The 22,923-nt window shown below is 61.7% G+C and carries 29 protein-coding genes and 1 tRNA gene; 11 read left to right on the plus strand and 19 right to left on the minus strand.

The annotated features are described in order from the left end of the window. Positions 1 to 22: 22 nt before the first annotated feature. Positions 23 to 883 carry a 16S rRNA (cytidine(1402)-2'-O)-methyltransferase gene (gene rsmI, locus HMPREF3048_RS06650; RefSeq protein ID WP_070771646.1) on the minus strand — a complete coding sequence of 287 codons (861 nt, stop codon included), beginning with the start codon at positions 881 to 883 and terminating at the stop codon, positions 23 to 25. 40 nt (positions 884 to 923) lie between these two features. On the opposite strand from rsmI, the gene HMPREF3048_RS06655 reads away from it, so the two are divergent. Continuing rightward, positions 924 to 2,555 (plus strand): dolichyl-phosphate-mannose--protein mannosyltransferase, encoded by a 1,632-nt coding sequence (locus HMPREF3048_RS06655; RefSeq protein WP_371326165.1) that lies wholly within the window; start codon positions 924 to 926, stop codon positions 2,553 to 2,555. 14 nt (positions 2,556 to 2,569) lie between these two features. Here the strand turns inward: HMPREF3048_RS06655 and HMPREF3048_RS06660 are convergent, their stop codons facing one another. Both HMPREF3048_RS06660 and HMPREF3048_RS06665 read right to left on the minus strand, forming a co-directional pair. Further along, positions 2,570 to 3,205, minus strand: a complete 636-nt coding sequence (locus tag HMPREF3048_RS06660) for a zf-HC2 domain-containing protein (protein ID WP_070771648.1) — start codon at positions 3,203 to 3,205, stop codon at positions 2,570 to 2,572. Further along, the gene (locus HMPREF3048_RS06665; RefSeq protein WP_070483670.1) at positions 3,198 to 3,605 is read right to left on the minus strand and encodes a DoxX family protein; all 408 of its coding nucleotides are present in this window, start codon (positions 3,603 to 3,605) and stop codon (positions 3,198 to 3,200) included. The genes HMPREF3048_RS06660 and HMPREF3048_RS06665 overlap by 8 nt, the downstream gene beginning before the upstream one ends. Before the next feature lie 52 nt (positions 3,606 to 3,657). Between HMPREF3048_RS06665 and HMPREF3048_RS06670 the strand changes: the two genes are divergently transcribed. Continuing rightward, positions 3,658 to 4,287, plus strand: coding sequence for a DNA-3-methyladenine glycosylase I (locus HMPREF3048_RS06670; RefSeq protein WP_246818869.1), 630 nt, complete (start codon positions 3,658 to 3,660; stop codon positions 4,285 to 4,287). Here the strand turns inward: HMPREF3048_RS06670 and HMPREF3048_RS06675 are convergent. The 6 genes from HMPREF3048_RS06675 to HMPREF3048_RS06700 all read right to left on the minus strand — a co-directional run bounded on the left by HMPREF3048_RS06675 (position 4,284) and on the right by HMPREF3048_RS06700 (position 9,437). Then, the gene (locus tag HMPREF3048_RS06675; RefSeq protein WP_070614870.1) at positions 4,284 to 4,895 is read right to left on the minus strand and encodes a cation efflux transmembrane domain-containing protein; all 612 of its coding nucleotides are present in this window, start codon (positions 4,893 to 4,895) and stop codon (positions 4,284 to 4,286) included. The genes HMPREF3048_RS06670 and HMPREF3048_RS06675 overlap by 4 nt on opposite strands. Before the next feature lie 43 nt (positions 4,896 to 4,938). Then, positions 4,939 to 5,011, minus strand: a tRNA-Ala gene (locus tag HMPREF3048_RS06680). 75 nt (positions 5,012 to 5,086) lie between these two features. Next, entirely contained in the window at positions 5,087 to 6,340 is a 1,254-nt protein-coding gene (glpR, locus tag HMPREF3048_RS06685) for a divisome protein SepX/GlpR (RefSeq protein ID WP_141758877.1), read from the minus strand. A gap of 138 nt (positions 6,341 to 6,478) precedes the next feature. Next, positions 6,479 to 7,117 (minus strand): GNAT family N-acetyltransferase, encoded by a 639-nt coding sequence (locus HMPREF3048_RS06690; protein WP_070421481.1) that lies wholly within the window; start codon positions 7,115 to 7,117, stop codon positions 6,479 to 6,481. Between the two features lie 10 nt (positions 7,118 to 7,127). Continuing rightward, positions 7,128 to 8,438, minus strand: coding sequence for a molybdotransferase-like divisome protein Glp (glp, locus tag HMPREF3048_RS06695; protein WP_070421417.1), 1,311 nt, complete (start codon positions 8,436 to 8,438; stop codon positions 7,128 to 7,130). Positions 8,439 to 8,462: 24 nt separating this feature from the next. After that, positions 8,463 to 9,437, minus strand: a complete 975-nt coding sequence (locus HMPREF3048_RS06700; RefSeq protein WP_070421418.1) for a UTP--glucose-1-phosphate uridylyltransferase — start codon at positions 9,435 to 9,437, stop codon at positions 8,463 to 8,465. Positions 9,438 to 9,494: 57 nt separating this feature from the next. Between HMPREF3048_RS06700 and HMPREF3048_RS06705 the strand changes: the two genes are divergently transcribed. Genes HMPREF3048_RS06705 through mscL form a run of 3 tightly spaced genes read left to right on the plus strand, consistent with a single transcriptional unit; the run spans position 9,495 to position 11,174 of the window. Beyond that, positions 9,495 to 10,088, plus strand: coding sequence for a 5-formyltetrahydrofolate cyclo-ligase (locus HMPREF3048_RS06705; RefSeq protein ID WP_070771652.1), 594 nt, complete (start codon positions 9,495 to 9,497; stop codon positions 10,086 to 10,088). Positions 10,089 to 10,123: 35 nt separating this feature from the next. Next, positions 10,124 to 10,750 carry an SAF domain-containing protein gene (locus HMPREF3048_RS06710; protein ID WP_070451744.1) on the plus strand — a complete coding sequence of 209 codons (627 nt, stop codon included), beginning with the start codon at positions 10,124 to 10,126 and terminating at the stop codon, positions 10,748 to 10,750. A gap of 1 nt (position 10,751) precedes the next feature. Then, positions 10,752 to 11,174 (plus strand): large conductance mechanosensitive channel protein MscL, encoded by a 423-nt coding sequence (gene mscL, locus HMPREF3048_RS06715; RefSeq protein WP_070421421.1) that lies wholly within the window; start codon positions 10,752 to 10,754, stop codon positions 11,172 to 11,174. Here mscL and HMPREF3048_RS06720 read toward each other — a convergent pair. The 7 genes from HMPREF3048_RS06720 to HMPREF3048_RS06750 form a co-directional block, all read right to left on the minus strand. After that, positions 11,171 to 11,377 carry a hypothetical protein gene (locus HMPREF3048_RS06720; protein ID WP_224212929.1) on the minus strand — a complete coding sequence of 69 codons (207 nt, stop codon included), beginning with the start codon at positions 11,375 to 11,377 and terminating at the stop codon, positions 11,171 to 11,173. The genes mscL and HMPREF3048_RS06720 overlap by 4 nt on opposite strands. 10 nt (positions 11,378 to 11,387) lie before the next feature. Further along, the gene (locus HMPREF3048_RS06725; protein ID WP_070421423.1) at positions 11,388 to 11,963 is read right to left on the minus strand and encodes a MogA/MoaB family molybdenum cofactor biosynthesis protein; all 576 of its coding nucleotides are present in this window, start codon (positions 11,961 to 11,963) and stop codon (positions 11,388 to 11,390) included. Between the two features lie 59 nt (positions 11,964 to 12,022). Further along, on the minus strand, positions 12,023 to 13,276 hold the full coding sequence (locus tag HMPREF3048_RS06730) for a S1C family serine protease (protein WP_083316794.1): 1,254 nt from the start codon (positions 13,274 to 13,276) through the stop codon (positions 12,023 to 12,025). An 89-nt stretch (positions 13,277 to 13,365) separates the two neighbouring features. After that, positions 13,366 to 14,829 carry a sensor histidine kinase gene (locus HMPREF3048_RS06735; protein ID WP_070771655.1) on the minus strand — a complete coding sequence of 488 codons (1,464 nt, stop codon included), beginning with the start codon at positions 14,827 to 14,829 and terminating at the stop codon, positions 13,366 to 13,368. Then, a complete protein-coding gene (locus tag HMPREF3048_RS06740) occupies positions 14,829 to 15,527 on the minus strand; it encodes a response regulator transcription factor (RefSeq protein WP_070421425.1) in 699 nt (232 codons plus the stop codon). Before HMPREF3048_RS06740 ends, HMPREF3048_RS06735 begins: the two co-directional genes overlap by 1 nt. A gap of 106 nt (positions 15,528 to 15,633) precedes the next feature. Continuing rightward, positions 15,634 to 15,807: a 50S ribosomal protein L32 gene (gene rpmF / locus HMPREF3048_RS06745; RefSeq protein WP_070421426.1), complete on the minus strand. Its 174-nt coding sequence runs from the start codon at positions 15,805 to 15,807 to the stop codon at positions 15,634 to 15,636. A gap of 21 nt (positions 15,808 to 15,828) precedes the next feature. Then, the gene (locus tag HMPREF3048_RS06750; RefSeq protein ID WP_070421427.1) at positions 15,829 to 16,101 is read right to left on the minus strand and encodes a type B 50S ribosomal protein L31; all 273 of its coding nucleotides are present in this window, start codon (positions 16,099 to 16,101) and stop codon (positions 15,829 to 15,831) included. Positions 16,102 to 16,309: 208 nt separating this feature from the next. On the opposite strand from HMPREF3048_RS06750, the gene HMPREF3048_RS06755 reads away from it, so the two are divergent. Continuing rightward, entirely contained in the window at positions 16,310 to 17,443 is a 1,134-nt protein-coding gene (locus HMPREF3048_RS06755; protein WP_070771683.1) for an SLC13 family permease, read from the plus strand. On the opposite strand, the gene HMPREF3048_RS06760 is transcribed toward HMPREF3048_RS06755, so the two are convergent. Then, entirely contained in the window at positions 17,415 to 18,668 is a 1,254-nt protein-coding gene (locus HMPREF3048_RS06760) for a DUF418 domain-containing protein (RefSeq protein ID WP_168167343.1), read from the minus strand. The genes HMPREF3048_RS06755 and HMPREF3048_RS06760 overlap by 29 nt on opposite strands. 204 nt (positions 18,669 to 18,872) lie before the next feature. On the opposite strand from HMPREF3048_RS06760, the gene rpmB reads away from it, so the two are divergent. The 5 genes from rpmB (at position 18,873) to HMPREF3048_RS06785 (ending at position 20,653) form a co-directional block, all read left to right on the plus strand. Further along, entirely contained in the window at positions 18,873 to 19,109 is a 237-nt protein-coding gene (gene rpmB, locus HMPREF3048_RS06765) for a 50S ribosomal protein L28 (RefSeq protein ID WP_042409504.1), read from the plus strand. Then, positions 19,109 to 19,273, plus strand: a complete 165-nt coding sequence (rpmG, locus tag HMPREF3048_RS06770; RefSeq protein WP_006841072.1) for a 50S ribosomal protein L33 — start codon at positions 19,109 to 19,111, stop codon at positions 19,271 to 19,273. The genes rpmB and rpmG overlap by 1 nt, the downstream gene beginning before the upstream one ends. A 3-nt stretch (positions 19,274 to 19,276) precedes the next feature. Beyond that, a complete protein-coding gene (rpsN, locus tag HMPREF3048_RS06775; RefSeq protein WP_034999472.1) occupies positions 19,277 to 19,582 on the plus strand; it encodes a 30S ribosomal protein S14 in 306 nt (101 codons plus the stop codon). Positions 19,583 to 19,593: 11 nt separating this feature from the next. Then, complete coding sequence (rpsR, locus tag HMPREF3048_RS06780; protein WP_180950003.1) at positions 19,594 to 19,845, plus strand: 30S ribosomal protein S18; 252 nt, start codon at positions 19,594 to 19,596, stop codon at positions 19,843 to 19,845. A 127-nt stretch (positions 19,846 to 19,972) separates the two neighbouring features. Further along, positions 19,973 to 20,653 carry a TetR/AcrR family transcriptional regulator gene (locus HMPREF3048_RS06785; protein ID WP_070421430.1) on the plus strand — a complete coding sequence of 227 codons (681 nt, stop codon included), beginning with the start codon at positions 19,973 to 19,975 and terminating at the stop codon, positions 20,651 to 20,653. 1 nt (position 20,654) lies between these two features. On the opposite strand, the gene HMPREF3048_RS06790 is transcribed toward HMPREF3048_RS06785, so the two are convergent. Next, positions 20,655 to 22,037, minus strand: a complete 1,383-nt coding sequence (locus HMPREF3048_RS06790; protein WP_070771659.1) for a hypothetical protein — start codon at positions 22,035 to 22,037, stop codon at positions 20,655 to 20,657. 27 nt (positions 22,038 to 22,064) lie between these two features. Then, complete coding sequence (locus HMPREF3048_RS06795; RefSeq protein WP_070771660.1) at positions 22,065 to 22,919, minus strand: J domain-containing protein; 855 nt, start codon at positions 22,917 to 22,919, stop codon at positions 22,065 to 22,067. Positions 22,920 to 22,923: the final 4 nt, after the last annotated feature.

The following is a 22,923-nucleotide window of genomic DNA, read 5'->3' on the forward strand; positions in this document are numbered from 1 at the left end:
CCGAGTTGTCGCGAGAACTTACTCAACCGCGCGCAGCGAGCGCGGCATCATACAGGTCCCCTACTTTCACGCCGTGCGCTTTGGCGACCTGTTTCGCAGCGTCCTTCATACGCTCGCCCTTCTCGACGAGCTCAAGCACCTTCCCCACCAAATCTTCCGCTTCCGGCTGCTCAGGCTCCCCGCCTTCGATCACAAGCGTGATCTCCCCGCGTACGCCGTCTGCTGCCCATTCGGCAAGTTCTGCAAGAGTGCCGCGCTTGACCTCTTCATAGGTTTTGGTCAGTTCCCGGCACACCGCGGCGCGGCGTGTACCGCCGAGGACGTCGGCGGCGTCGTCAAGCAACTGCGCGATGCGGTGCGGGGATTCGAAGCAGCAGACGGCGCGACGCTCGTCGATAAGGGATTCCAGCCAGGCCCGACGCGCACCGGCCTTGCGGGGCACGAAGCCGTCGAAGATGAAGTGGCCGACGTTGAGCCCGGACAGCGCAAGTGCCGTGGTTACCGCAGACGGGCCCGGGATACAGGTCACGGGGATGCCGGCGTCGTGGGCGGCGGCGACGATCGAATGCCCTGGGTCGGAAACAATCGGCATGCCGGCATCCGTGACGACGAGGACGGTGCCGGTGCGGGCGGCGTCGAGAAGCTCACGCGAGCGCGCGTCCTCATTGTGGTCGAAGTTGGACACCACGCGCCCGGTGATCTCCACACCGAGTGCCGCAGCCAGCGCGCGGGTGCGACGCGTGTCCTCCGCAGCGACGATATCGGCCCGACCAAGGGCCTGCACGAGCCGTGGAGAGGCGTCCCCGATGTTGCCCAGCGGTGTGGCGGCGAGCACCACTCCGGTAGCTGGGAACTGGGTTTCACGATCATGCTCGGCGGACATAAGCCTGAAGCATACGCGTCAGGCGCTAGTATCTTCGTCCGTGACCACTATCGCGAGCACTTCCAACGCCACCCCGGCGTCAGACGAACCAGGCGCGGCGCGCAAAGTCCGCCCGAGCCGACCGGCCCCCACGGCACCCGTATCGGTGCCGTGGACACGCCGCGACACCATCGCCGCCAGCGTGATCGGTGTCCTCGCGCTGTTTACCAGGTTCCTGGGGCTGACCCAGCCGACCAGTTCCGGCACCCCGGTCTTCGACGAGAAGCACTACGTACCGCAGGGTTGGGACATGGTGCGCAGCTCCTTCAACCCGGTACTCGGCGGCATTGAGTCGAACCCGGGCTACGGCCTGGTCGTGCACCCGCCGCTGGGCAAACAATTGCTAGCGATGGGCGAAACCATCTTCGGCTACACGCCTTTGGGTTGGCGCATCATCACCGCACTGTTTGGCACCGCGGTGATCGTGTTCGTGTTCCTCATCGCGCGCCGCGTGAGCCAGTCCACCTCTATCGGTGTGGTCGCGGGCATCATCGCGCTTTTCGACGGCGTCCTGCTCGTCGCAGCCAAATTCGGCATGCTGGATATCTTCCAGGTCCTGTTTATCGTCATTGCCGCCTGGACGCTCGCCGGCGACATGCGCGAGGTGCACCACCGCTGGCACGATGCCTGGCTGGCCGGCAAGTTGGACGGCACCGGCCCGTTCGGCCCACGGATGGGCTTCCGCTGGTGGCGCTTCGCCACCGGTGTCGCCCTTGGTCTTGCGCTGTCGGTGAAGTGGTCAGGCCTGTACTACATCATGTTCTTCGGCCTGCTGTCGTCGTTCTGGGACCTCTACCTGCGCCGCCGCTACGGCGTGGAAAAGCCGGTCGCTGGCACCTTGCTTCGCGACGTCCCAGCCGCACTCGCCTCGATCGTGCTCATCCCGGCACTGCTCTACATCTGGTCCTGGCGCGCCTGGTTCGCATCCGAGACCTCTGTGTACCGCCACTCGCTTGCCGACGGCACCATCGCCGGCTCCGACTGGCCCTGGCTGACAAACCTGCCCGATTCCGTCGCTGGCTGGCTGTACTACCACTTCTCCGTCCTGAACTTCCACGCATCCCTGACCTCCTCGAGTGGGCACTCTCACCCGTGGGATTCCAAGCCGTGGGCATGGCTCGTCTCTGCGCGCCCGATCCTCTACTACTCCGCCACTGACTTGGAGTGCAAGGTCGCCCCGGGCGATGGCACCTGCCGCGAGATGATCTACATGTTCGGCACCCCTGCCATCTGGTGGCTCACCGTGCCAGTCCTGCTCTGGGCGTGCTGGGTCTGGCTGACCCGCAAGGACTTCCGCGTCATCGTTCCGGTGATCGCCTTCGCCGCCGGTTTCCTCCCGTGGCTGGCTGCATTCGACCGCCAGATGTACTTCTTCTACGCCACTGCTCTCGTGCCGTTTACGGCGGTGCTGCTTGCACTGGCGGTGGGCAACCTTGCGAAGAAGGGCGGACCCGTGACGTGGAGTTGGGTCAACAAGGTCGCAGGCTTTGAGATGCGCTGGGGCCAACTCGCTGCCGTGGTCTACATCGCCTTGGTCGCGGCAAGCTTCTTCTACTGGTCCCCGATCTTCTACGGCCTGCGCATCCCGGATTCCTACTACGAATCCCTCATGTGGCTGCCGAGCTGGAAATAACCAGCTGGAAATAACTACAACGGGTTGGCGCCGAGAATGCGCCACGCTCGGCGCACTTCCCCGCCGCGATCCGCGAACCACGTCCACACCAGCGCGATCACGCTGACAAACGGGATGAGTACCGCAGCGGGTTCAAACTCACCCGCGCCAAGGACCGCGTCGCGCACCGCGAAGCCGACCGTGAAGGTGAACATCGACCCCACGATCAGCAGCACGCCCGGGATCTGACGCGGCTTCCACGCCGTAAACGCCAGCGCGAGCGCCACACCGAGGCGTACAGACGCGCTAGACGCCACCACCGGCTCTTCCCCACCCGCAACGATGAGGCTGATGGCCCACAGCACCCACGCCACCGCCATGGCGAAAAGCAGAGTGCGCCCGATGGCAAGGCCGAAAGCGCGCCGTTGCGAGAGCTTGCGCCATTCGTCGTCCACGCTTGCCAGGATCACCTCTGACAGATCCTGCGGCGGGGCCATCGCGGGACGCTCCTGCGGCACGAACTCATGGGAGAGCACCAGGGCCTGGTCGAGGAAGGCCTGGCACTCATCACAGCTCGCCAGGTGTGCGTCGACGACGGCGTCGTCGATACCCGCCGGTTCGCCGTCGATACGCGCAGACAGCGCTGCCTGAACTTCCTCGTGGCTAAGCACGCGTTAACACCCCATCCAAACTCGCACGACCGGTGCCGAACACGATGATGATAAACAACGCCGCAGCTAGCACCAGCGGGTACTCGATCCCGGCGTTTTCCACGAAGAACCCGTTATCCAGGTGCACGAAATACCCCGCAGCGAGCACGAGCAGCGCCAGCACCGACGCGACGATTGTGGTGAGCAGCCCCACTGCCAAAAACGCCCCACCGATAAGTTCAGCGGTACCAGTCAGGTATGCGGACAGTTGTGGCTGCGGCACCCCGAGTGCCGCGAAATCGCGCCCGGTTTGCGCCATGCCGGTGTCAAACCAGTGTTGAAACCCGCGGGCGACAAATACGGTGCCGAGGACAAGACGCAGAAGGAGCAGCGCAAAGTCGCGTACGGCAGGCCTATTCATGCCAACGAGCGTACCCGTGGAACCAAACGGGGTAGAAACGAGTCCAATAGTTATGAGTGAAAACAAGATGAACGAAACTGACCAACTTCCAGACACCGCAGGATGGCCCGTCGTCGGCGAAGACGGCCGTGCCCGCCCGCCGTGGGCGGCAACCGATCCCCTGCTGCGCAACTACTACGACGCCGAGTGGGGCGACCCCGTACGCGACGAGCGGGGCATGTTTGAGCGCGTCTGCCTCGAGGGCTTCCAGGTGGGTTTGTCGTGGCGGTTGATCCTGCAAAAGCGCGATGCGTTCCGCGACGCCTTCGCAAACTTCGACCCGGAGGTGGTCGCGGGCATGAGCATTGAGCATTTGCTTGACGACGACACCTTGATCCGCAACCGTCGCAAACTCCAAGCCGCCGTGACCAACGCCAAGGCAACACTTGCCCTGCACGAGGAGGGCACGCACCTGGGCGAGTTCATCTGGTCCTACAAGCCGGAAACAACCCCTGCCCCGCGCACGATGGCGGAAGTCCCGACACAATCCGACGAGTCTGCGCAGTTAGCGAAGGACCTGAAGAAGCGGGGGTTCACCTTCGTCGGACCGGTGACCATGTACGCGCTGATGGAGTCCACCGGCATCTTGGACACGAACCTCATCGGCACGTGGAAGCGCGGCAGATCCGGAGTGTGGGACTAGTCGTCGTCCATTTTGGCGAAGGCGTCCTCGACCGAGTCGTACTCCTCACGGGAGGCCTCCCACACTTCCTTCGCTGCCGAAAAGTTCACCGCAGCGATGATCGCGCCGACGATGATGTCGAACCACGCGGTGTGCCACACGAAGGTCAGCAATCCCGCGACGATGATGAGCACGTTGGCCAACGCGTCGTTGCGTGCCGCGAGCCACGCGCCGGTGGCAAGCGACGAGCCTTCGTCGCGCAGCCGCAGCAGGATCACGGCACAGATCAGGTTGACCGCCAGCGCGCCGAGCGCAACACCGGTCAGCCCTTCCGGTGAGGGTGGCTCTGGGTTCAAAATCTTGACCACCACAGTCACCACGGCTGCCACCGCCGGGATCAAGATCAGGGCGGCGAGGACACTGCCGGCAGCGCGTCGCCTCGAAGCAGGCCATGCAACCGCAACAAACACGAGCAGGTTGATAGCGGTGTCTTCGAGGAAGTCGGCCGAGTCCGCAAACAATGATGCGGAACCAATCGATATCGCAGCGACGAACTCAACGAAGAAGTACGCGAGGTTTAGCAGCGCAACGATGAGCACTGCGCGGACACTGTGACCAATCCTTTCCATAGCGAAAGCCCCGCACGATCGTTCTATCGTGCGGGGCGGAAAGTGGAGCTAAGGGGAATCGAACCCCTGACCTTCGCATTGCGAACGCGACGCTCTACCAACTGAGCTATAGCCCCTCAAGGGCGCCTCTTGAAGGCGATTGCCACGTTACTCCTGCAACCCGATGTGGTTAAATCGCCTGGTTATAAGCCCTAGCTGGCGCGTGCAGCGAAGCGGTCGCGGATATCGCGGTAGTCGGCCCGGTCGTGGTCGTCTTCTGGCGGAGTGAAGCGAGAAACGGGCAGTGCGTCGAAGTCGGGGCTGTCGTCATCAAGATCCAGGATCACCGAACCCGAGTAACGACGAGCAACGCGCTCGCGCGAGTTGGCCTCATCACCCAGAGCGACACCCAGGCGCGCGCGACGCAGCTGGCGGAGACGACGCTGGTGCAGTGCGCGCTCCTGCAGCACGGTGTGGCGCAGTGCGATCATGTACCACGCGGTCAGGCCGAGCGCGACGATGTTGAGCGCCCACACCCAGCCACCGGCGACGAACGCGGCCACAAACGTGATCACACACGCTGCAAGCAGACCGAGCAGCGTGCGCTGGCGGCGCTGCTGGCGCGTGGCCTTGGCTGCCTGCTCGCGCTGTGGGTCGTAGCCACCGCGGCCACGACGCGACGCCGCAAATGCGATGTCTGCCTCGTCGACGACATCGTTTTCGGCCGCGTCTTCAGCGTCTGTGTCTGCGTCCACAGCATCCTCAGCGTCGACGGCCTCGACAGCGTCCGCGTTGTCCTCTGCGCCCTCCGCACCTTCAGCGTCAGCGACCTCAGCCTCTGCGCCTGTGTCCGTGTCTGCGTCTGTGACGGTGTCTGCGGTGGCGTAGCCCAGGTCCACCGGCGAGGTGTACGTCTCGTCGAGCTCGTAGCGCTCTTCCTCGACAGCTTCTTCAGCGGTGTCTTCAGCGCCCTCTTCGTTCTGGACGAGCACGGAGATTGCGGTCGAGCCGCCAGCCTCTGCGGCGACAACACTGGCGGTCTCAGCAGATTCAGCGGTCTCGACAGATTCCTCAGACTCGGCGGGTGCAGCCTCGTCCTGGGATTCAGCGTCAGCCTCGTCGGCGACGTGCTCGATAACTTCGCCATCGACGGTGTTGTCGTCCTGGGCAGCGTCTTCGGCCTGTGCGGATTTGAAGAGGCGCAGGTTCGGGGCGTCGTCGATAAGCACCTGCTCCTCCTCGGCGACAGCCTCGACAACCTCGTAATCGTCATCTGCGTCGTCGTGGCGGTGGATGTCAGCCTGGGTCAGCTTCGGGCGACGGCGGGTTGCCATGGGGGCGTCGCCACCTTTGTGCAGCACGCGCGTCTCTTCGTAGCCCTCACCGGAGCGGCGAATCGGCTTGTTATTCCCCACCGCCAACGGCGCGAGCACGATCACCCACACGATGAGGATCAAAACGATCAATAAGCTCGAGCTGCCCATCACAGACCTTTCCGCAACTATATGCACCCAATAGACACTTCACGCCACGGTATCGGCACAACCGATACTCGGCGGGTTGGCGCGCCGTGGTCGCGGAAAGGAATTCAAAAACCAGACAACCTAGACAAGCCGACCCGCGCGGCGGAGCCGTTGCACCGCGGTCGTGGGATAGTCGTCGATATTGATGGCGACGAAGTGATGGTCACGCCACTGCCCGTCGATGTGCAGGTTGCGTCGCAAATAGCCTTCCTCCACAAAGCCGTTGGTGCGCAGCACCTTGCCAGAGGCAGGATTGCCCGGCAGATACGTCGCCGTCACACGGTGCAGGCCCACGCGCCCAAAGGCGTGATCCACGCCGAGTGCACACGCCGCCGACGCAACCCCGCGCCCCATATATGGCGAATGCACCCAGTAGCCGATCCAGCATTCGGAGACGATCCCGTGCTGGATGTTGCCCAACGTCACTTGGCCGGCAAACGCGCCGTCGACCTCGATGACCATCGGCACCACCGTGCCCTGCTGCGCCATGCGTTTGAGGTTGAGCCACGAGTTGCGCCACGCTGCATGCGAGTGGGCGTCCTCCCAGGTGCCGTCCACTGTGGGCTCGACAGGCGCGAGCCATTGCCTATCGACGACGCGCGTCTCACACCAATCCGCCCCATCACTACCGCGCAGCGGACGCAACTGCACACGCGCACCGTCCGGCAGCCCGACGGCAGGGGTCAGTTCTGGCCAGCCCGGTGTGGGCGGGCGAAACATGGCAAACACGCTAGCTGCGCTGCCGGATGAACTCGACGTCCACCTCGTCGCCCGGGCGCACGTGGGTGGCACCCTCTGGCAAGTGGATCATGGCGTTGGCCTCCGCAAACCCAGCCAGCAAGTGGGTCGGGCCGGCGTCGAGCACGCTCAGCGGCTCCACGAGGTACTCGCCGGTCTCGCTGTCTCGCATGAGGCGGGCGCGAATGTAGCCCCGACGACCGTCGATGGACTCCATCGGACGCAACGAACGCGCACGCACCGTCTGACGCGTGATCGTCGGCGCCCCGAGGGCACGGCGGATGAGTGGCCGGACGATGGTCTCCGTAATCACCAGAGCGCTCACCGGATTCGAGGGCAAGAGGAACACCGGGATCCTCTCCTCCCCCAGCACGCCGAAGCCCTGAACGGAGCCAGGGTGCATGGCAACGCGGGTGGTGTCGATCTGCCCCATCTCGCGCAGGATCTCCTGGATCGCCGCAGCACCGGAGCCACCGACGGCGCCGGTGATGATGATGCACTCGCTCTTATCCACGTAACCGGCGATGGTCTCGCGCATGCGGCGCGGCTCCGCGTTGATGATGCCCGCGCGTTGCACCTCAGCGCCAGCCTCTTCAGCAGCGGCAGCCACAGCGTAAGAAGCGATGTCGAAGACTTGACCCAAACCAGGATCGCGCTCCAAATCGACGAGTTCCAGACCGTAGCTCATCACCGTCACTCGCGGGCGCGGGTAGACGAGCACCTTGTCACGACCGGCCGCAGCCGCCAGTCCCACCTGCGCGGGACCGAAGATGGTGCCCTGGCGCACGGCAACGTCGCCGGGCTGGATATCGTCGCCGGCCTTGCGCACAAAGTCACCGGTGCGCACGGGGCGCAGCGGAGTCACGCGCTTGCGGCCGCGGTCGGTCCACTCCAGCGGCAGCACAGCATCAGCCAGGGTGGGCAGTGGTGCGCCCGTGGCCACACGCACCGCCTGGCGCGGTTGGAGGCGCAGCGGCTTCTGAGATCCGGCGGGCACCTCACCGACGACCGGCAGCGCACGATCGGGCGCCGGGCGCGGGGCCTTCTGCTCTTCGGCGTCCGCTTCGGACTCATCCTCGGCGCCAGCTGCTGGTCGCCTGCGCAGACCTGCGGTACCGCCGACGTCGACGGCGCGAACCGCAAACCCGTCGATGGCAGCCTGAGCAAAACCGGGAACCTGGCGGGTGGCGGCGATTTCCTCCGCGCACCGCAGCCCGAGGGCATCAGTGAGTGCGACGCGGATGGGCTCCGGCGCAACGGCAGCATCAATCACCGCTGCAAGCTGCTCCTCAACGCTGCGCATGGATGTACCCGCCTTACTTTCGCCTTAGTTTGTCAGTTCGGGGTGTTCTGCTTCGTATTCGGTGATGATCTTCTTCAACGCCGTGTACAACGCCGGCCCGTACTTTTCGTCGTGCAGACCAAAGTCCACATTCGCCGGAATATAACCACCCGGGTTGCCCAGGTCATGGCGCTTGCCCTCATGAACCACCACATGCACCGGGTGGCCTTCAGAGATCATCAACTCAATCGCATCAGTTAACTGCAGCTCGCCACCCTTACCCGGGGTAATACGACGCAACGCATCAAAAATGCCACGATCCAACAAGTACCGGCCAGTAGCCACAAGCGTCGACGGCGCATCCTCCACGGCAGGCTTTTCCACCATGCCACGCACCTTCAACACCTCGATGCCATCAAAGGACTCCCCCGCATCCTCAACATCAAACACGCCGTAGTTAAACACCTCTTCACGCGAGACGTTAAACGCGCACAGCACAGACCCACCGAGGCGATTGCGCACTTCGACCATCTTGTCCATCACCCCCATCGGCAGCACAAGATCATCCGGCAACATGACGGCCACGGCATCTTCGTCGTCGTCAAGCGCCTGCTCCGCACACCCCACAGCATGACCCAGGCCGAGGGGCTGATCCTGCTCAACCGCAACAGCCTGAATCAGCTCGCCAGCACGAGCAACCTTTTCAGCCTGCTCTTCCTTGCCGCGCGCGACCATGAGATCCTGCAACTCGGCAAAGTCACCGAAGTGGCGCATGATCTCTTCCTTATTCGGCGCCACCACCACCGCCAAACGCTGCGCACCACAGGCCGCAGCCTCCTGGGCGATCAACTCAATGCCCGGAGTATCCACCACCGGCAGCAACTCCTTCGGCACAGTCTTCGTCGCCGGCAAAAAACGCGTCCCCATACCAGCAGCAGGAACAACAACCGTCTTCAACGAAAACGCGTTGCCGTCCGTGGCAGCCGGGGCCGCAGCAGTGTGGTCAGTAGAATTCCGCATAAGTCATGAGCTTAACCTGACGCCCCTGTAAACCCGGTGAGCGACCCAAGGAGTTCCGTGTCTCAATCCACACCAGCCGTTAATGCAAAAGATGCTTTGCGACGAGCTCACCTCTCCACCCGGCGCGAATTAGCCGCAGACACTGCACGTAAGCAGTCACTTGACGACGCGATTGTGTCGCACACACTGGCGTGTTTGCGTGAGACGAATGCGGTGGGGACCAACATCGCGGCCTACAACCCGTTGGCTACTGAGCCGGGCCCAGCCGATTTCGCGACACGTCTTACCGGGCCCGCCCGCACGGTGTTCTTGCCAATCTCGCTCAGCAGCGGCGAGCTGGCGTGGTCCCCAGCCGCAGCCGACGACGCCGGTGCAGCCGGTGCGCTCGGAGTCGTCGAGCCCACCGGCGCGAGATTCACCTCCCGGGTGCTGCGCTCGTGCGGGTTGATCGTCGCGCCGGCACTCGCGGTGGACCGAGGCGGGATGCGCCTAGGTAAAGGCAAAGGCTATTACGACCGTGCGCTTGCAGGACTCGACGTACCGGTGGCGGCGGTGGTCTACGACGAGGACATCGTGGACGCCGTGCCTTGCGACGACCACGACCAACCCGTGGACTACATCATCACCCCAAGCGGATTTTTTAGGGTCTGAGGGAACCGGGGTAGTGCAGGGTCCGTCAGATACCTATGGACCTTCACGCACAGTTCGCGCAGTTGCGCACGCCCGGATACCGCCGGTCTGTCATCATTCGTCGCATCGTTGCGGTGGTGCTTGTCATCGCCGCGGCGTTGCACGTCATCGTCGGTGTGTCACGCAATGATCCAGCGGTGGTTGTCTTTGCCCGTGAGGTTGCGCCCGGCACGACCCTCACCGGCGAGGACGTAGCCCTGCGGCGACTTCCAGCTGACGCAGTACCGCAGGGGGCACTGTCTGATCTCGCGCTGGCGGAGGGCCAGCTTCTTGCCGCGGCGGCATCAGCTGGTGAGGTGGTGACCTCCACACGCCTTGTCGGACCGGATCTCACCGCAACCTTGGTTGCGGAGGAACCACCCGGCGAAGAGTTCTCTCTGGTGCCAGTTCCGGTCGCGGAATCAGACATCATTCCGCTGCTGCATCACGGTGCACGGGTGGACGTGATCGCACAAGGGCCGCGCACTGTCGCAACTGGCGGGCGCGTGGTCACATCAGGTGAGAAAGGTACAGTTCTTGTGCTATTTCGGCAGTCTCAAGCGGAAGCCGTTGCTGCAGCCTCGCTGGATGGCCCATTGACCTTACTTTTGAGTCGTCATATACAACCGCCTAGTATTCCCTAACATGCTTCAAGGTTTTAAAGATTTCATCATGCGCGGCAACGTCATTGACCTTGCCGTTGGCGTTGTGATTGGTGCAGCTTTCACCGCTGTCGTCACCGCATTTTCCGATTCCATCATCAACCCGTTCCTCGCAGCCCTCGGCGGCGTGGACTACTCCGGCCTCGGCTTCTTCGTCCGTGAGGGCAACGAGGCTACCTTCGTTGACTTCGGTGCACTGATCACCGCAATCATCAACTTCCTGCTCATCGCTGCAGTGATCTACTTCCTGCTGGTCATGCCGATGAACAAGCTCGACGAGGCACAGAAGCGTCACAAGGGCGTCGACCCAGAGGAGCCGGCTCCGACCGAGACCGAGCTGCTCGCGGAAATCCGCGACCTGCTGTCCAACCAGAACCCGAACTCCACCCAGAAGCCGCTGAACTAATCCCCGTGATGCGGCGGCCGCTGCTCTTCGTAGAAGGCGCGGCCAGTCAAGCCCGGCTCTTCGTCATCGAGTAGCACTTCGCGCTCGCCGTCGAACGCCGGGCTTTTGCGTTGTTGCGACGGCGCCTTATCCGCCGTGCGGTCGTAATCCACATCCGCACGACGCACGACTCTTCTTCTCTTGCGTTCCATCTGCACTGTCACCGCGCGCTATCTACACCGAGTACTGGTTGAGTTCGCCGATGAGGTGGGTGACCAGCGGGGCAATCGTCGATACGCCATCGCGAATCGCCTGACGGCTCGACGCCAGGTTCACCACCACCGTAGAGCCGGATACACCGCAAATGCCGCGGGAGGTGCACGCATCAACCGCGCCACATGCCTGCCCCGACGCCCGAATCGCCTGGCTCACCCCCGGCACCACCTTATCGATGATGCCGCGCGTCGCCTCCGGCGTCTTATCGCGCGGGCCAACACCCGTACCGCCGAGCGTGAGCACCAAGTCCACACCACCGACGACACCGGTCTCAATCGCCTTGCGGATGTCGGACTTCTTCGACTTCACCCGCACCACACCGTCAACCCGGTAATTGAACTCGCTAAGGAGCTCCACCACCATCTTGTCGGTGTTGTCGCCGGGGGCGTCGTATCGACGATCCCCCACCAGCACAACAATGGCACGCGGCGATTCCGGCGCAGCCTGCTCCAGCTCAGAGGCACGAAGGGTTGCATCGTCCGGCTCGTTCATGTCCAGATCAGCAAGATCAACCGAGTCATACAGTTCAGTCATCGTAAAACGGGCTCCCGTCCGTCAGCGCGGTGAGAAATTATTGCAAGTCTCTAAAGAACTTACTCTGTGCTGAGGGTCACCTCTACCGGAATCGGCTCACCTTCTCCTTGACGCTCCACTTGCAGCGTCACTGTCTGGCCAAAGTCCTGTGAACGGGTAGCGGCAATCAACGCGTCGGCTGAATCTATAAGTCGGTCATTCAACCGCGTGATCACATCTCCCCGTTTCAGGCCCGCCTGCTCCGCGGGGCTGCCCGGCTCCACCGCAGCAACCACAGCGCCGCCAGTGATGGCCTGGGCGATGCTGACCTGCACACCCAGCATCGGTTGCGTCGCCTCACCATTACGGATCAGCTGGTCCGCCACTCGCTTGGCAAAGTTCGACGGAATGGAGAACCCAAGACCGATCGAACCGCCGGAGCTCTCTCCGCCAAAGCTGCTCTGGGACAGCGACGCAATCGCCGAGTTCATACCGATCAGGTTGCCGTTCATATCCACCAACGGGCCGCCCGAGTTACCGGGGTTGATCGCCGCATCCGTCTGGATGCCGTCCATCAGCGAGCTCTCGCCGCCACCCTGGCTCGCGCGCACCGGCCGGTTGAGCGCAGAGACAATACCTGAGGTCACCGTCGCAGACAGACCCAACGGCGAGCCGACCGCCACGACCTGCTGGCCCACGCGCAGGTCGTTAGAATTGCCGAACTGCACCACCGGCAAGTTGTCTACGCCCTCGATCTTGAGCACGCCAATGTCGGTGTTCACATCGGAGGCAACATACTGCGCGCGGTGGCGAGAACCATCGTTGAGCGTGACTTGAATTTCGGTCCCCGGCTGCGCACCTGCGGCAATCACATGGTGGTTGGTCAGCACATACCCATCAGAGGAAATGATGGAGCCGGATCCCTCCGCCCCACCAGAGCGCGTGGCCACCTCAATGGACACCACCGACGGCAGCACCTGCGCCGCCACCTTCTCTACCGATCCATCTGGAGCCTCCGCGGCATTCGACACAGAGGGATTCTCCAGGGCGTTTTCTTGCGCCTGCTCTCCACTCGGAGCATCTGCGCTTTGCGACGATCCCGCCGACCCCGCAACGTAACCCGCACCGGCACCGGCCGCGAGGGCGGTCACCAACGCAACCGCAAAGGCGGTTCCTACGCCTGCGCGACGCTTCGGGGCCTGGGATTGTGGCGGCACCGTGTACACGCCACCGCTTGGCACATATGGTGCCTGTGCGTAGTTTTCAGTTGTCTGGTGCGGAAAGCTCGAGGTTTCTTCGTTGGGGTGCTCTCCGAAATCACGCGTGTTGCTCATGGATTGCGAGTATGCCCTACCGCGCTGTGGCGGTGCTTGCGACCTCACCAAATAGAACGTAGCGTTTTCTGTACGTTTTCTGTACAGGTTTAGCTGTAGCTTTTCTTCGGGATGACGCGGGTCTCGTTCTCGTCTTCGACTATAAGATCCTCAGCCGTCTCGTCCTCCGGAGGACGTCCCGGGAACACCACCCGGAAACGGGCGCCACCGTCATCCGACTCTTCCGCCACGATTGTCGCACCGTGGCGGTCCATCACCTGTTTCACAATCGCCAATCCCAGGCCAGAACCCGGCATAGCGCGCGACTCCGGGGAACGGTAGAACCGTTCAAAGACTTTCTCGCGCTCCTCGGGTGGGATGCCGGGGCCCGAGTCGTCGACAATAAGCACCGCGTTGCGCTTCGCCGCCTTAAGCGACACACGCACTGCACCACCCTCCGGCGACCACTTCGCAGCATTATCGATCAAGTTGATCGGAGCACGTCCCATGGCAAAACGATCACCACGAATGACCCACGGGTCGGCGTGAAACAAGAACGTCACATCGGGGCGACGACGACGCACACGGTCCAGCGCCTCTTCGAGCACCTCGTCGAGGCGAAAATCCTCCGGCTCGGTCTCATGCGACTCGTCGCGGGAAAGGTCGACCAGGTCGCCGATCAGGATCGACATCTCTTCCATCTGGGCAAGCACATCACGTTCCAGATCGGCCCGGTCCTCGGCCGAAATCTGGTCCTGACGGCCGGAGTTATGCAACATCATCAACAACTCAATGTTGGTGCGCATCGATGTCAACGGCGTCTTGAGCTCATGGCCCGCATCCGCCACCAATTGCGCCTGACGCTTCTTGGACTCCTCCAACGACCTCACCAAGGAGTTGATGGAAGAGGTAACCTCCGCAAATTCGTCGTCGCCCTCCACCGGAAGTTCGCGTGGCCCGCTCGACTCATTGGCGTTGTCTAGCTCGCGGTGCAGCCTGCGCACCGGAGTCAGACCCACCGCCGATATGAGCGCACCAGAAATCCACGCCACCAGGCTGCCTACGCCGATAACGACCAGCCCAGCCGCCGCTCGGCTCCCAGAGATGCGGTTGTATGGGTCCTCTGTCCGGGACGCGGCAACCACCATCCCATCCGGTGTTTGACGCACGACAACGCGCTTACCGTTGACTGAACGCACGGACACCGCATCGCCGCTTTCCGTACGCAAATACGGCCCCGAAATGGAAATGGGATCGCCCCAAAACAGGTTAGAGTCTGCCGCCGAGACCGCAACGCTTGTCAACGGGTTCGAACGCCGAAACGCCGCAATCTCAGAACGAATCTGGTCCTCCGGCGCCCCGTCGAGTTGGCGCGCCAACCCCAACGTTTTGCTCCGCAGTTCGGTATCCAACACGCCTTCGTGGGTCTTGGTAGACAGCCACATGCCAAGCATCGTCGTGAGCCCAATCGCAGCCGCGACAATGAAGCCGGACAACACCGCCAATTTCAGGCGCAAGGAATGACCTGCCCCGAGGCGGGTCTCATAGGCATCGCCAGACGCGACGCGCAACATCACGGAGCAGTCTCCCGAAGCACGTAACCCACACCACGCACAGTATGGATAAGGCGAGATTCACCGCCAGCCTCAGTCTTACGACGCAAGTAACCGATGTAAACCTCCAGGGCGTTGCCCGAGGTTGGGAAGTCGTAGCCCCACACTTCCTCAAGAATGGTCTGACGGGCCAATACGTGGCGTGGGTTCTGCATCAGCAAGTGCAGCAACGCAAACTCCGTACGAGTCAGCGAGATCGGTCGGCCATCGCGGAACACGTCACGCGTCGAGGTATCCATGGTCAGGTCCTCGAACTTCAGCGTGGTCGAATCCTTCTGCTCACTGTGGCGCGACTCCGCACGGGAGCGACGCAGCAGCGAACCGACACGGGCCAGCAGCTCCTCAAGCGCAAACGGCTTAGGCAGGTAGTCGTCCGCACCAGCGTCGAGGCCAGCCACACGGTCCGCGACACCATCGCGCGCCGTCAGCATAAGAATCGGGCCATCGTAGCCCGAAGAACGCAGCGTACGGCAGACACCGAGGCCGTCAAGCTTTGGCATCATAAGGTCCAAAATGGTCAGATCCGGCTGTTCTAACCGGATCTGGTCGAGCGCATCCTCACCATCTACGGCGAGGACAACGTCGTATCCGTTGAAACGAAGCGACCTACGCAGTGACTCGCGCACAGCCTGTTCGTCATCGGCAACGAGAATTTTCATGCGGATATTATGACTTGTTTTCCTCTAAGAGTGAAAACGGCATTAAAAAACCGGGCCCCACCTGTGGGAACCCGGTATTTTTGCGCGAGTTTTACCTTGCGGAAGCTTAGAACTGCTCGACGTCGATCAGGCCAGCCTGAGCTGCCTTGACCAGACGACGCGGGATCTGCACCTCGCGGCCGTCGATCTTGACGTTGACCAAGTCAGGGTTGTTGGCCTTCCACTGGGAACGGCGCATGCGCGTGTTAGCGCGGGACATCTTGAACTTAGGGGTTGCCATGATTGTGCTCCTTTACGCCCTTTAGTTAGCGGACTTCTTCTTGCGGCGTGCCATGCCACCGAAACGCTGGTTGAACTTCTCAACACGGCCAGCGGTGTCCATGAGACGCTGAGCGCCAGTCCAGAACGGGTGAGACTCTGCGGTCACGTCAACCACGATGAGCGGGTACTCGTTGCCGTCCTCCCACTGCTCGGTGCGTGCGGAAGTCAGGGTGGAGCGCGTCAGGAACTTGTGGCCCGTGTTCGCGTCCTGGAAAATCACCGGGTGGTAATCCGGGTGAATGTCTTTCCTCATTAGTATTCGTCTCCCTCAGGATTGAACTACGGGTCGGTTCCTTACATTAAGGATCGTGCCCGAGTTGGGTGCGAAATGGTCTTTTCATCCGACGGTTGCCGGACAACTCGAAATAGCATACAGCTCACTTACGCTGCGACCTAATCATTGCAACTTGCTTATCGACGACCTCCGCCCTGCTCATCCACCACTTACCCTCAACCCCGCCATGAATCTTTCCTCGTTTTCTTTGCCGCTGGCAGCAATCGCCAGTCTCGCCGTGCTCGCCGCAGTGTCCCTGAACGACGCCACTGAAGTTGCCCTTCGGCTTGTTCCAGTACTCGGTTTCGCGGCCGGCATGTCTGTCGTCGTCAATCTCGCTGCTCGTGTGCACACCTTCGAGTGGCTGGTTGGCGCGTTGCAGCGCACGACGTCACGCAGAGAGATCGTTCTGGCGGGGTTTCTCGCACTGTGTGTCGCCGCAACGGCGTTCCTCTCACTCGACACCACTGCGATCATGCTGACGCCGCTGGCGGTGCAACTCGCCTCCCGCTTCCGCCTCCCGGTGCCGGCGGTGGCGCTTTCCGTGGTGTGGATTGCCAACTTTGCGTCCATGCCTTTGCCGGTTTCCAACTTGACGAATTTGCTGGCGGTGGGCGGCGACGCGTTTTCCACCACCGGTGAATACGTGAAACTCGCCGCCGCCCCTGCAGCCATGGCAGTGGCGGTCGCAGTGGCAGCGTCCTACGCAGCCCGGGCGATATACCGCAGCGCAGCAGCCGAACCTATGCCCGAAGCGTCGTCGATCCTCCCACGCCCAACGGGCGCCCTCGCGGTACTGGGCGTCACCGTCCTCGCACTCCTCAGCCCGATCCCCTACTGGCTGACGAGCACCGTCGCCGCCACCGCAATGTGGTGTGCGGTGGGCCCGACCGGACGGCGCGGCGGCATTGCTCCACTCATCCCATGGTCGGCGCTCAGCCTTGCCACTGCCTTCTCCGCGGTGGCGACACTGGCCCTGCAGATCAGCGATATTTCGTCCGCCGTGCAGCAACTCGCCGGCACACACCCCTTAGCAATTGCAGCTGCTGGCGCGACCACAGCGAACGCGATCAACAACATCCCTGCGTTTTTGATGCTCGAACCTGCAGTCAGCGATCCGGCCAGCGTGCTGGCTCTCCTGATCGGCGTCAATGTCGGCCCGGTGATCACCCCATGGGCATCGCTCGCCACACTGCTGTGGGCAGATCAACTCCGCCGCGCAAAGGCCCCAGTACCGTGGCGCGGTTTCATCCTGTGGGGCCTACTCCTGGCACCCGCTACCGTGACTGCCGCTACCGCTGCACTGCTGGCCGTTGCTTAGCCGCAACCATGTCGACAGCCCGGTGCATGACAATTTCAAACGGTCCACGCTGGAAGCGCTTCAGCCACAACATGCTGAAGGCAACAAGCAGCGCACACAACGCGAGATAAACCCCACACACGAGCAAGGTGCCGGCAGGCCCCTCTACGTACCGGGCTAGACCAAACCCGAAGTCGTAGAACACCACAGAGGCGAGCACATTCTGCAGGATGTAGCACGTCAGCGCGGTGCGACCGACTGCAGCCAAACCGGTTCCCACCACACCAAGCGTGTTGTCGCGGCGGATGTAGAAGGCCGCGATGAGCGCGAGGACACCGAACGCCACTACCGTCGAGGTGACGTAGCGCGTCAACGAAGCAGATGCGCCGGTGGCAAACAAGCGCAGCCCCCAGTCCAGCGGGATACCAACACCAAGGCCAACAAGCATCACTTTGCGACGCAACCCCGCCCCGGCAGGTTGGAACAATCCAGCGCGGTACAACCTGGCCGCGAGGAGAAACACACCGATGCCCATCACGAACATGATTGGGATTTCGAACCTGCCGCCGAAGAAGTCGTCGATACGCGCCTGCACCATCGCCGGATAGCTGTCGGTTGCGGTGTAGAGCGCAAACGACTGGTCAAACGTGGGGATATCCTCGCCACCCTCGATCTCGTCGAGCGGGATGCTGTTGAGCAGATAGGTGCCCACGGAGAACAGCACCATGACAAGGACATGTGCGCTCAGCGCGAGCCACATCCATACCTTTTGCACGCGCTCGCTTCGCGCGATGATTGGCGCGACCGCAAGGGCGGTCAGGCCGTAGCCCATCAACACATCAAACTCGAAGATGAAGATGTAGTTCAGTAGCCCTTCGACCACAAGGAAGATTGCGCGCCAGTAATACAGCCCGGGCCAGCGCTGGTTTCGTTTCGCTGCAGATTGGCGCTGGATCTCCATGCCGATGCCGAACATGATGGTGAGCAGTCCCAGGAACTTGCCGTCCGTGACCAACGCGCTTGCGGCATTGAACAACGCGTCGGCGGCCTCTGCTGCAGTTCCATTCGTGGAAGCGGCGCGAACCTCATCCCAGAGCGTGAAGTTCGGATCGAAATACTGCTCCATGACGCTGTCCATCTGGTGCCAGGTGGCAAAGATCCAGATATTCGTTGCCAATGTGCCCAGAATTGCGATACCTCGAGCGACGTCGAGAGCGACGATTCTCCGATAGGTGGGTTCATTCACGGGTGTCATACTACGCAAAACGCGATTATGAGAAATGGCGCAAAGACGGTAGGGTTGTCTCTCGCTGTTGTCGAAGTACACATATACGCCTACGTCAACCGATTGCATTTGCGCCGGTAGCGGACCCTCACACCGCTTCTCACCTGGCGCTTTCCTCACATCGTGATCGAGTCGTGGGCGGTAAGAAGAGTAAGGAAGAAACCCATGTCGGCACATTGCCAGGTCACGGGACGTCAGCCGTCGTTCGGCAAGACCGTCTCGCACTCGCACCGCCGCCACTCGCGCCGTTGGAACCCCAACGTGCAGAAGCGGAAGTTTTACCTGCCCTCCGAGGGCCGTACCATCACCCTGAACGTTTCCACGAAGGGTCTGAAGATCATTGACCGCGACGGCATCGAGTCCGTCGTAGCCCAGATCCGTGCACGAGGTGAGAAGATCTAATGGCACGTAACGATATCCGCCCGATCATCAAGCTGAAGTCCACCGCGGGCACCGGCTTCACCTACGTCACCCGCAAGAACAAGCGCAACAACCCGGACCGCATCACGCTGAAGAAGTACGATCCGGTAGTTCGCAAGCACGTCGAATTCCGCGAGGAGCGATAATCCATGGCGAAGAAGTCTAAGATCGCTAAGAACGAGCAGCGTAAAGAGATCGTCGCCCGCTACGCGGAGCGTCGTAACGAGCTCAAGGCAATCATCAAGAACCCGGAGACCTCTGACGAGGATCGTCTGGACGCTCAGTTTGAGCTCAACCGTCAGCCGCGCGACGCATCCCCGGTGCGCGTGCGCAACCGTGACTCGCGTGACGGCCGCCCCCGCGGCTACCTCCGCAAGTTCGGTGTTTCCCGTGTCCGTATGCGCGAGATGGCTCACCGCGGTGAGCTGCCTGGCGTCCGTAAGTCTTCGTGGTAAGGAGGACTCAAATTATGAAGCGCAACAATTCGCGTAAGCCGCGCATTGAGCAGTCCCGTCGCCCGAAGAAGAACCCGCTGAAGGCAAAGGGCATCGAGACCGTCGACTACAAGGATATTGAGACCCTGCGTCTGTTTATCTCCGACCGTCACAAGATTCGTTCCCGCCGCGTCACGGGCCTGACCCCGCAGCAGCAGCGCCAGGTCGCTACCGCTGTGAAGAACGCGCGCGAGATGGCTCTTCTGCCGTTCACCACCCGCTAATTAGCCGGTTGACGATGACAGCGTAAGAGTCTTCGGCTCTAAGCACCCGCACTCCCCTCCCCGCGAGGGTTGAGAGCGGGTGTTTTTCTTCTAAAGTAGTGGCGTATCCCAGAAAGGTAGGCAGGGTATGGCGAACTCGGTCGGACGACCACGCAAGCAAAGCCCACGGCGCAAAGGCGCAACCGCCCGCGAAGAAATCCTCGATGCCGCATCCGAACTTTTCACACGCAAAGGCTTCGCAACTACCTCCACTCACGACATTGCTGACGCCGTAGGCATCCGTCAGGCGTCGCTGTACTACCACTTCCCCTCCAAGCGCGACATCTTCCTCACGCTGCTCATGGGGACGCTGCAGCCCTCGCTGGATCTCGCATCAGACTTGGCCAAGACCGACGAAACTGCAGCCGTGAAGCTCTGGGCGCTCGTCGCCGCCGAGACCCGTATCTTGTTGTCCTCGAATTGGAACGTCGGCCGGCTCTACCAATTGCCGGTGTTGGAGTCGGAGGAGTTTGACGAGTACCACGAGGCACGCCAACGCCTGGAGGGTATCTTCCGCGACCTGGCGGCGCAGATCGTTGGCGACGACGACCCCCGCATCGACCTACCGTTCCACATGACGCTCGCCGCCATCGAGATGCGCGACAACACCGGCGTGGCGCCCTATCCGCTTGTCGACGACGCCCTGCCCGCCCCCTCCGTCACCATCGCCGATGCCGTCCTGGACGTGCTGCATACGGACCTTCCGGATCGCCGCGCCGAGCGCATGCTCAGCCTCGTCGCGCAAGTATCGCGCGACGAGGACGCGTAGTTTAGAACTTGTCGAGATCCTCGACCGCGACGCGGGCCTCGAACCAATCCCCGTCGTCTCGCTTCACGCCCCAAATCCGGGCCCCTGACGGTGAATCAATCGGGAACACATCCGCATCAGCGGTGATAAGTTCCTTAGTCTTCACATCGCTTTGAGCAACGCGCGGGGAAGTTCGATTGCCGTCGTAGGTAAAGATCGACTCCCCGTCCGAAATCGCGTCGACGAAGTCCAACTTCTTGAGTTCATCCTTACCCAATTCGAGCAGGACTTCTCCAGACTCGGGCTTCAGAACGAGAAGTTTTACTATGCCCTCGGCTCGCGAGGTGAAGATAGCCGTAATGACGTCACCGCTGCGCCGCACCACAGGTACAGAACTGTAGGTTCTGGTTTCCACACTCATTGCCTCATCTGCCTTGCCACCGCTGACATAAAGGAATTTCGCTTCACAAGGCTTCGTTGGCTCATCGGTACAGCGCTCCTGTTCCGCAGTATCCTTGCCGTACACAAGGGCATCGTCGCCGATACGCCACACGGCTTCGGGTGCGAAACCTTTACGTATCTCAACGTCCTCGCCCGACTCTAGGTTTCGGCGCCTCAAATCCCCATCGTTGCTTGCGTAATACAGCACGGGCTCCCCGCTCTGCGCGAGCACGCGGAAGAAATTATTGGTCTCGATGTGCTCATGCCTTGTTTCTTGGCCAGAGGCGATATCCACCGCAACGACATCGATTTGTTTCTTCGAGCCGGCCTCCGGAATGTTCGCGAGATAGATCTTCTCCGCACTCGCCGCGATAATTCCGGCGGACTTAGCGTCGAGGTTCTTCGAATCCACTTCCGTGAGGGTTGGCTCGTCAAAGGATGCAAAATCGTCGAGGAACGTCGAAAGGCTTACCTTCTCCGTTTGTAGGCCCTGCGTACTCTCCACAGTCTTCACAAAGCTGGCGCCTTTGGTCTTCCCGTCGTCGGCAACCAGCATCATCGTCGTGGTCATACGTTTGTCCTCAGAGCCATCGAACTTCTTCGGGGAGACGTCGTACAACGCTCCCGTGTCCAGATCGAGCGCACGGGTTTCTTTGTCCCAGGATGTGACAGCGAGTTTTGCAGGGACCGCCTGATTGAATGTCGGATTGAACACGTCGAGGTTGTCGATCCCAAGTGACCTTGTTTCTGGCAAGTCACGTGCTGCTTCAGGCGCCGCCTCTAACGGATCGACGGCCATGCGTGCGTTGTTGTTCCACTGTGGCTTAAGGGATTCCGCAGCCGTAGTTGCGTGCTTAGTTGGGTCAAGCACTTCCGTTTCGGTTTCATCCGCGCCGCCACAGGCACTCAGCGAAACTGTCAACAGCCCTGCTCCAAGAAGTGCGATTGCTTTCGTCTTATTCATGTTCAATCTCCTCGTTCTCTCGCCGTGTTAGTCAAAGATGTCGTAGAGCTTCCAGTCGCCGCCATCTCGAGCGAACAGAAACAGTTGGGTATTGACCGATGTCGCATGGACGTCCTTGTTTTTCACCTCCGTGTTGATCCCAACGAGTCGCGCCTCCTTGATCCCACTCAACCCGTAAAGACGGTCGAGGTAGTCGGTATTCTCCGACGCATCGTCACCTTGTTTCTTTGCGACGAGGTCCTTCAGGTCGTAGCTCTCCCCCGCGGCGTACTCGGCATCGTCGGATGATCCGATGCTCGTGTTCTCAAGCTTGTTTTCAAGCAACGCTGCACGGCCAGCAGCGGCGTGCTGATTCATCCAGTCGGCCCTATCGTCCTCATCAAGCTGGGCGATTTCGTTGGCGAGCTTCTCAGGTCCGCTCGAGCCCACTCCAGAGCCAACCAGCTGAGGAACTACCAGCGCAATGATGAGCACACCCGCAATGACAGCAGCAATAGGCCACCAACGCTTCACATCGAACGACTTCTCCGGTGTGTTGTCCCCTTCGCCAGAGCCGGGAACAACGGCTGGTTCGGAAACTTCGGGGGCTTCTGGTGCTTCGGGTGCGGTCGGTGCAGCCGTTGCAGCCGGTGACGCCATGGCGGCCAGCGACCGAAGGCTTTGCACGTTCATGGGCATGCCACTGTCGGCCTTCAAGCGAGAGTCGTACATCTGGCGCTTAGTCGGGTCTCCCAGAATCTCCCGAGCCAGACGCAATTCCTCCTCGCCACCAGGGTTGGAGGTGAGGCCGCTGTCGAGGCGTTGCGTGAGCTCGTCGACAAGCAGCTCGCTCGAAGCCGACGGATCAAGTTCGAGCGTCTTGTACAGGTTGTAATGCTGCATCCCG

This window comes from Corynebacterium sp. HMSC075D04 (genome assembly GCF_001815635.1).
Classification (GTDB): Bacteria; Actinomycetota; Actinomycetes; order Mycobacteriales; family Mycobacteriaceae; genus Corynebacterium; species Corynebacterium coyleae.

Coding starts and splice junctions, on each gene's coding strand:
- rsmI (WP_070771646.1), bottom strand. CDS start 883: ATGTCCGCCGAGCATGATCGTGAAACCCAGTTCCCAGCTACCGGAGTG.
- HMPREF3048_RS06665 (WP_070483670.1), bottom strand. CDS start 3,605: ATGAATAGGCCTGCCGTACGCGACTTTGCGCTGCTCCTTCTGCGTCTT.
- HMPREF3048_RS06670 (WP_246818869.1), top strand. CDS start 3,658: ATGAGTGAAAACAAGATGAACGAAACTGACCAACTTCCAGACACCGCA.
- HMPREF3048_RS06675 (WP_070614870.1), bottom strand. CDS start 4,895: ATGGAAAGGATTGGTCACAGTGTCCGCGCAGTGCTCATCGTTGCGCTG.
- HMPREF3048_RS06690 (WP_070421481.1), bottom strand. CDS start 7,117: ATGTTTCGCCCGCCCACACCGGGCTGGCCAGAACTGACCCCTGCCGTC.
- glp (WP_070421417.1), bottom strand. CDS start 8,438: ATGCGCAGCGTTGAGGAGCAGCTTGCAGCGGTGATTGATGCTGCCGTT.
- HMPREF3048_RS06700 (WP_070421418.1), bottom strand. CDS start 9,437: ATGCGGAATTCTACTGACCACACTGCTGCGGCCCCGGCTGCCACGGAC.
- HMPREF3048_RS06710 (WP_070451744.1), top strand. CDS start 10,124: ATGGACCTTCACGCACAGTTCGCGCAGTTGCGCACGCCCGGATACCGC.
- mscL (WP_070421421.1), top strand. CDS start 10,752: ATGCTTCAAGGTTTTAAAGATTTCATCATGCGCGGCAACGTCATTGAC.
- HMPREF3048_RS06725 (WP_070421423.1), bottom strand. CDS start 11,963: ATGACTGAACTGTATGACTCGGTTGATCTTGCTGATCTGGACATGAAC.
- HMPREF3048_RS06730 (WP_083316794.1), bottom strand. CDS start 13,276: ATGAGCAACACGCGTGATTTCGGAGAGCACCCCAACGAAGAAACCTCG.
- HMPREF3048_RS06735 (WP_070771655.1), bottom strand. CDS start 14,829: ATGTTGCGCGTCGCGTCTGGCGATGCCTATGAGACCCGCCTCGGGGCA.
- HMPREF3048_RS06740 (WP_070421425.1), bottom strand. CDS start 15,527: ATGAAAATTCTCGTTGCCGATGACGAACAGGCTGTGCGCGAGTCACTG.
- rpmF (WP_070421426.1), bottom strand. CDS start 15,807: ATGGCAACCCCTAAGTTCAAGATGTCCCGCGCTAACACGCGCATGCGC.
- HMPREF3048_RS06750 (WP_070421427.1), bottom strand. CDS start 16,101: ATGAGGAAAGACATTCACCCGGATTACCACCCGGTGATTTTCCAGGAC.
- HMPREF3048_RS06755 (WP_070771683.1), top strand. CDS start 16,310: ATGAATCTTTCCTCGTTTTCTTTGCCGCTGGCAGCAATCGCCAGTCTC.
- rpmB (WP_042409504.1), top strand. CDS start 18,873: ATGTCGGCACATTGCCAGGTCACGGGACGTCAGCCGTCGTTCGGCAAG.
- rpmG (WP_006841072.1), top strand. CDS start 19,109: ATGGCACGTAACGATATCCGCCCGATCATCAAGCTGAAGTCCACCGCG.
- rpsN (WP_034999472.1), top strand. CDS start 19,277: ATGGCGAAGAAGTCTAAGATCGCTAAGAACGAGCAGCGTAAAGAGATC.
- HMPREF3048_RS06785 (WP_070421430.1), top strand. CDS start 19,973: ATGGCGAACTCGGTCGGACGACCACGCAAGCAAAGCCCACGGCGCAAA.
- HMPREF3048_RS06790 (WP_070771659.1), bottom strand. CDS start 22,037: ATGAATAAGACGAAAGCAATCGCACTTCTTGGAGCAGGGCTGTTGACA.
- HMPREF3048_RS06795 (WP_070771660.1), bottom strand. CDS start 22,919: ATGCAGCATTACAACCTGTACAAGACGCTCGAACTTGATCCGTCGGCT.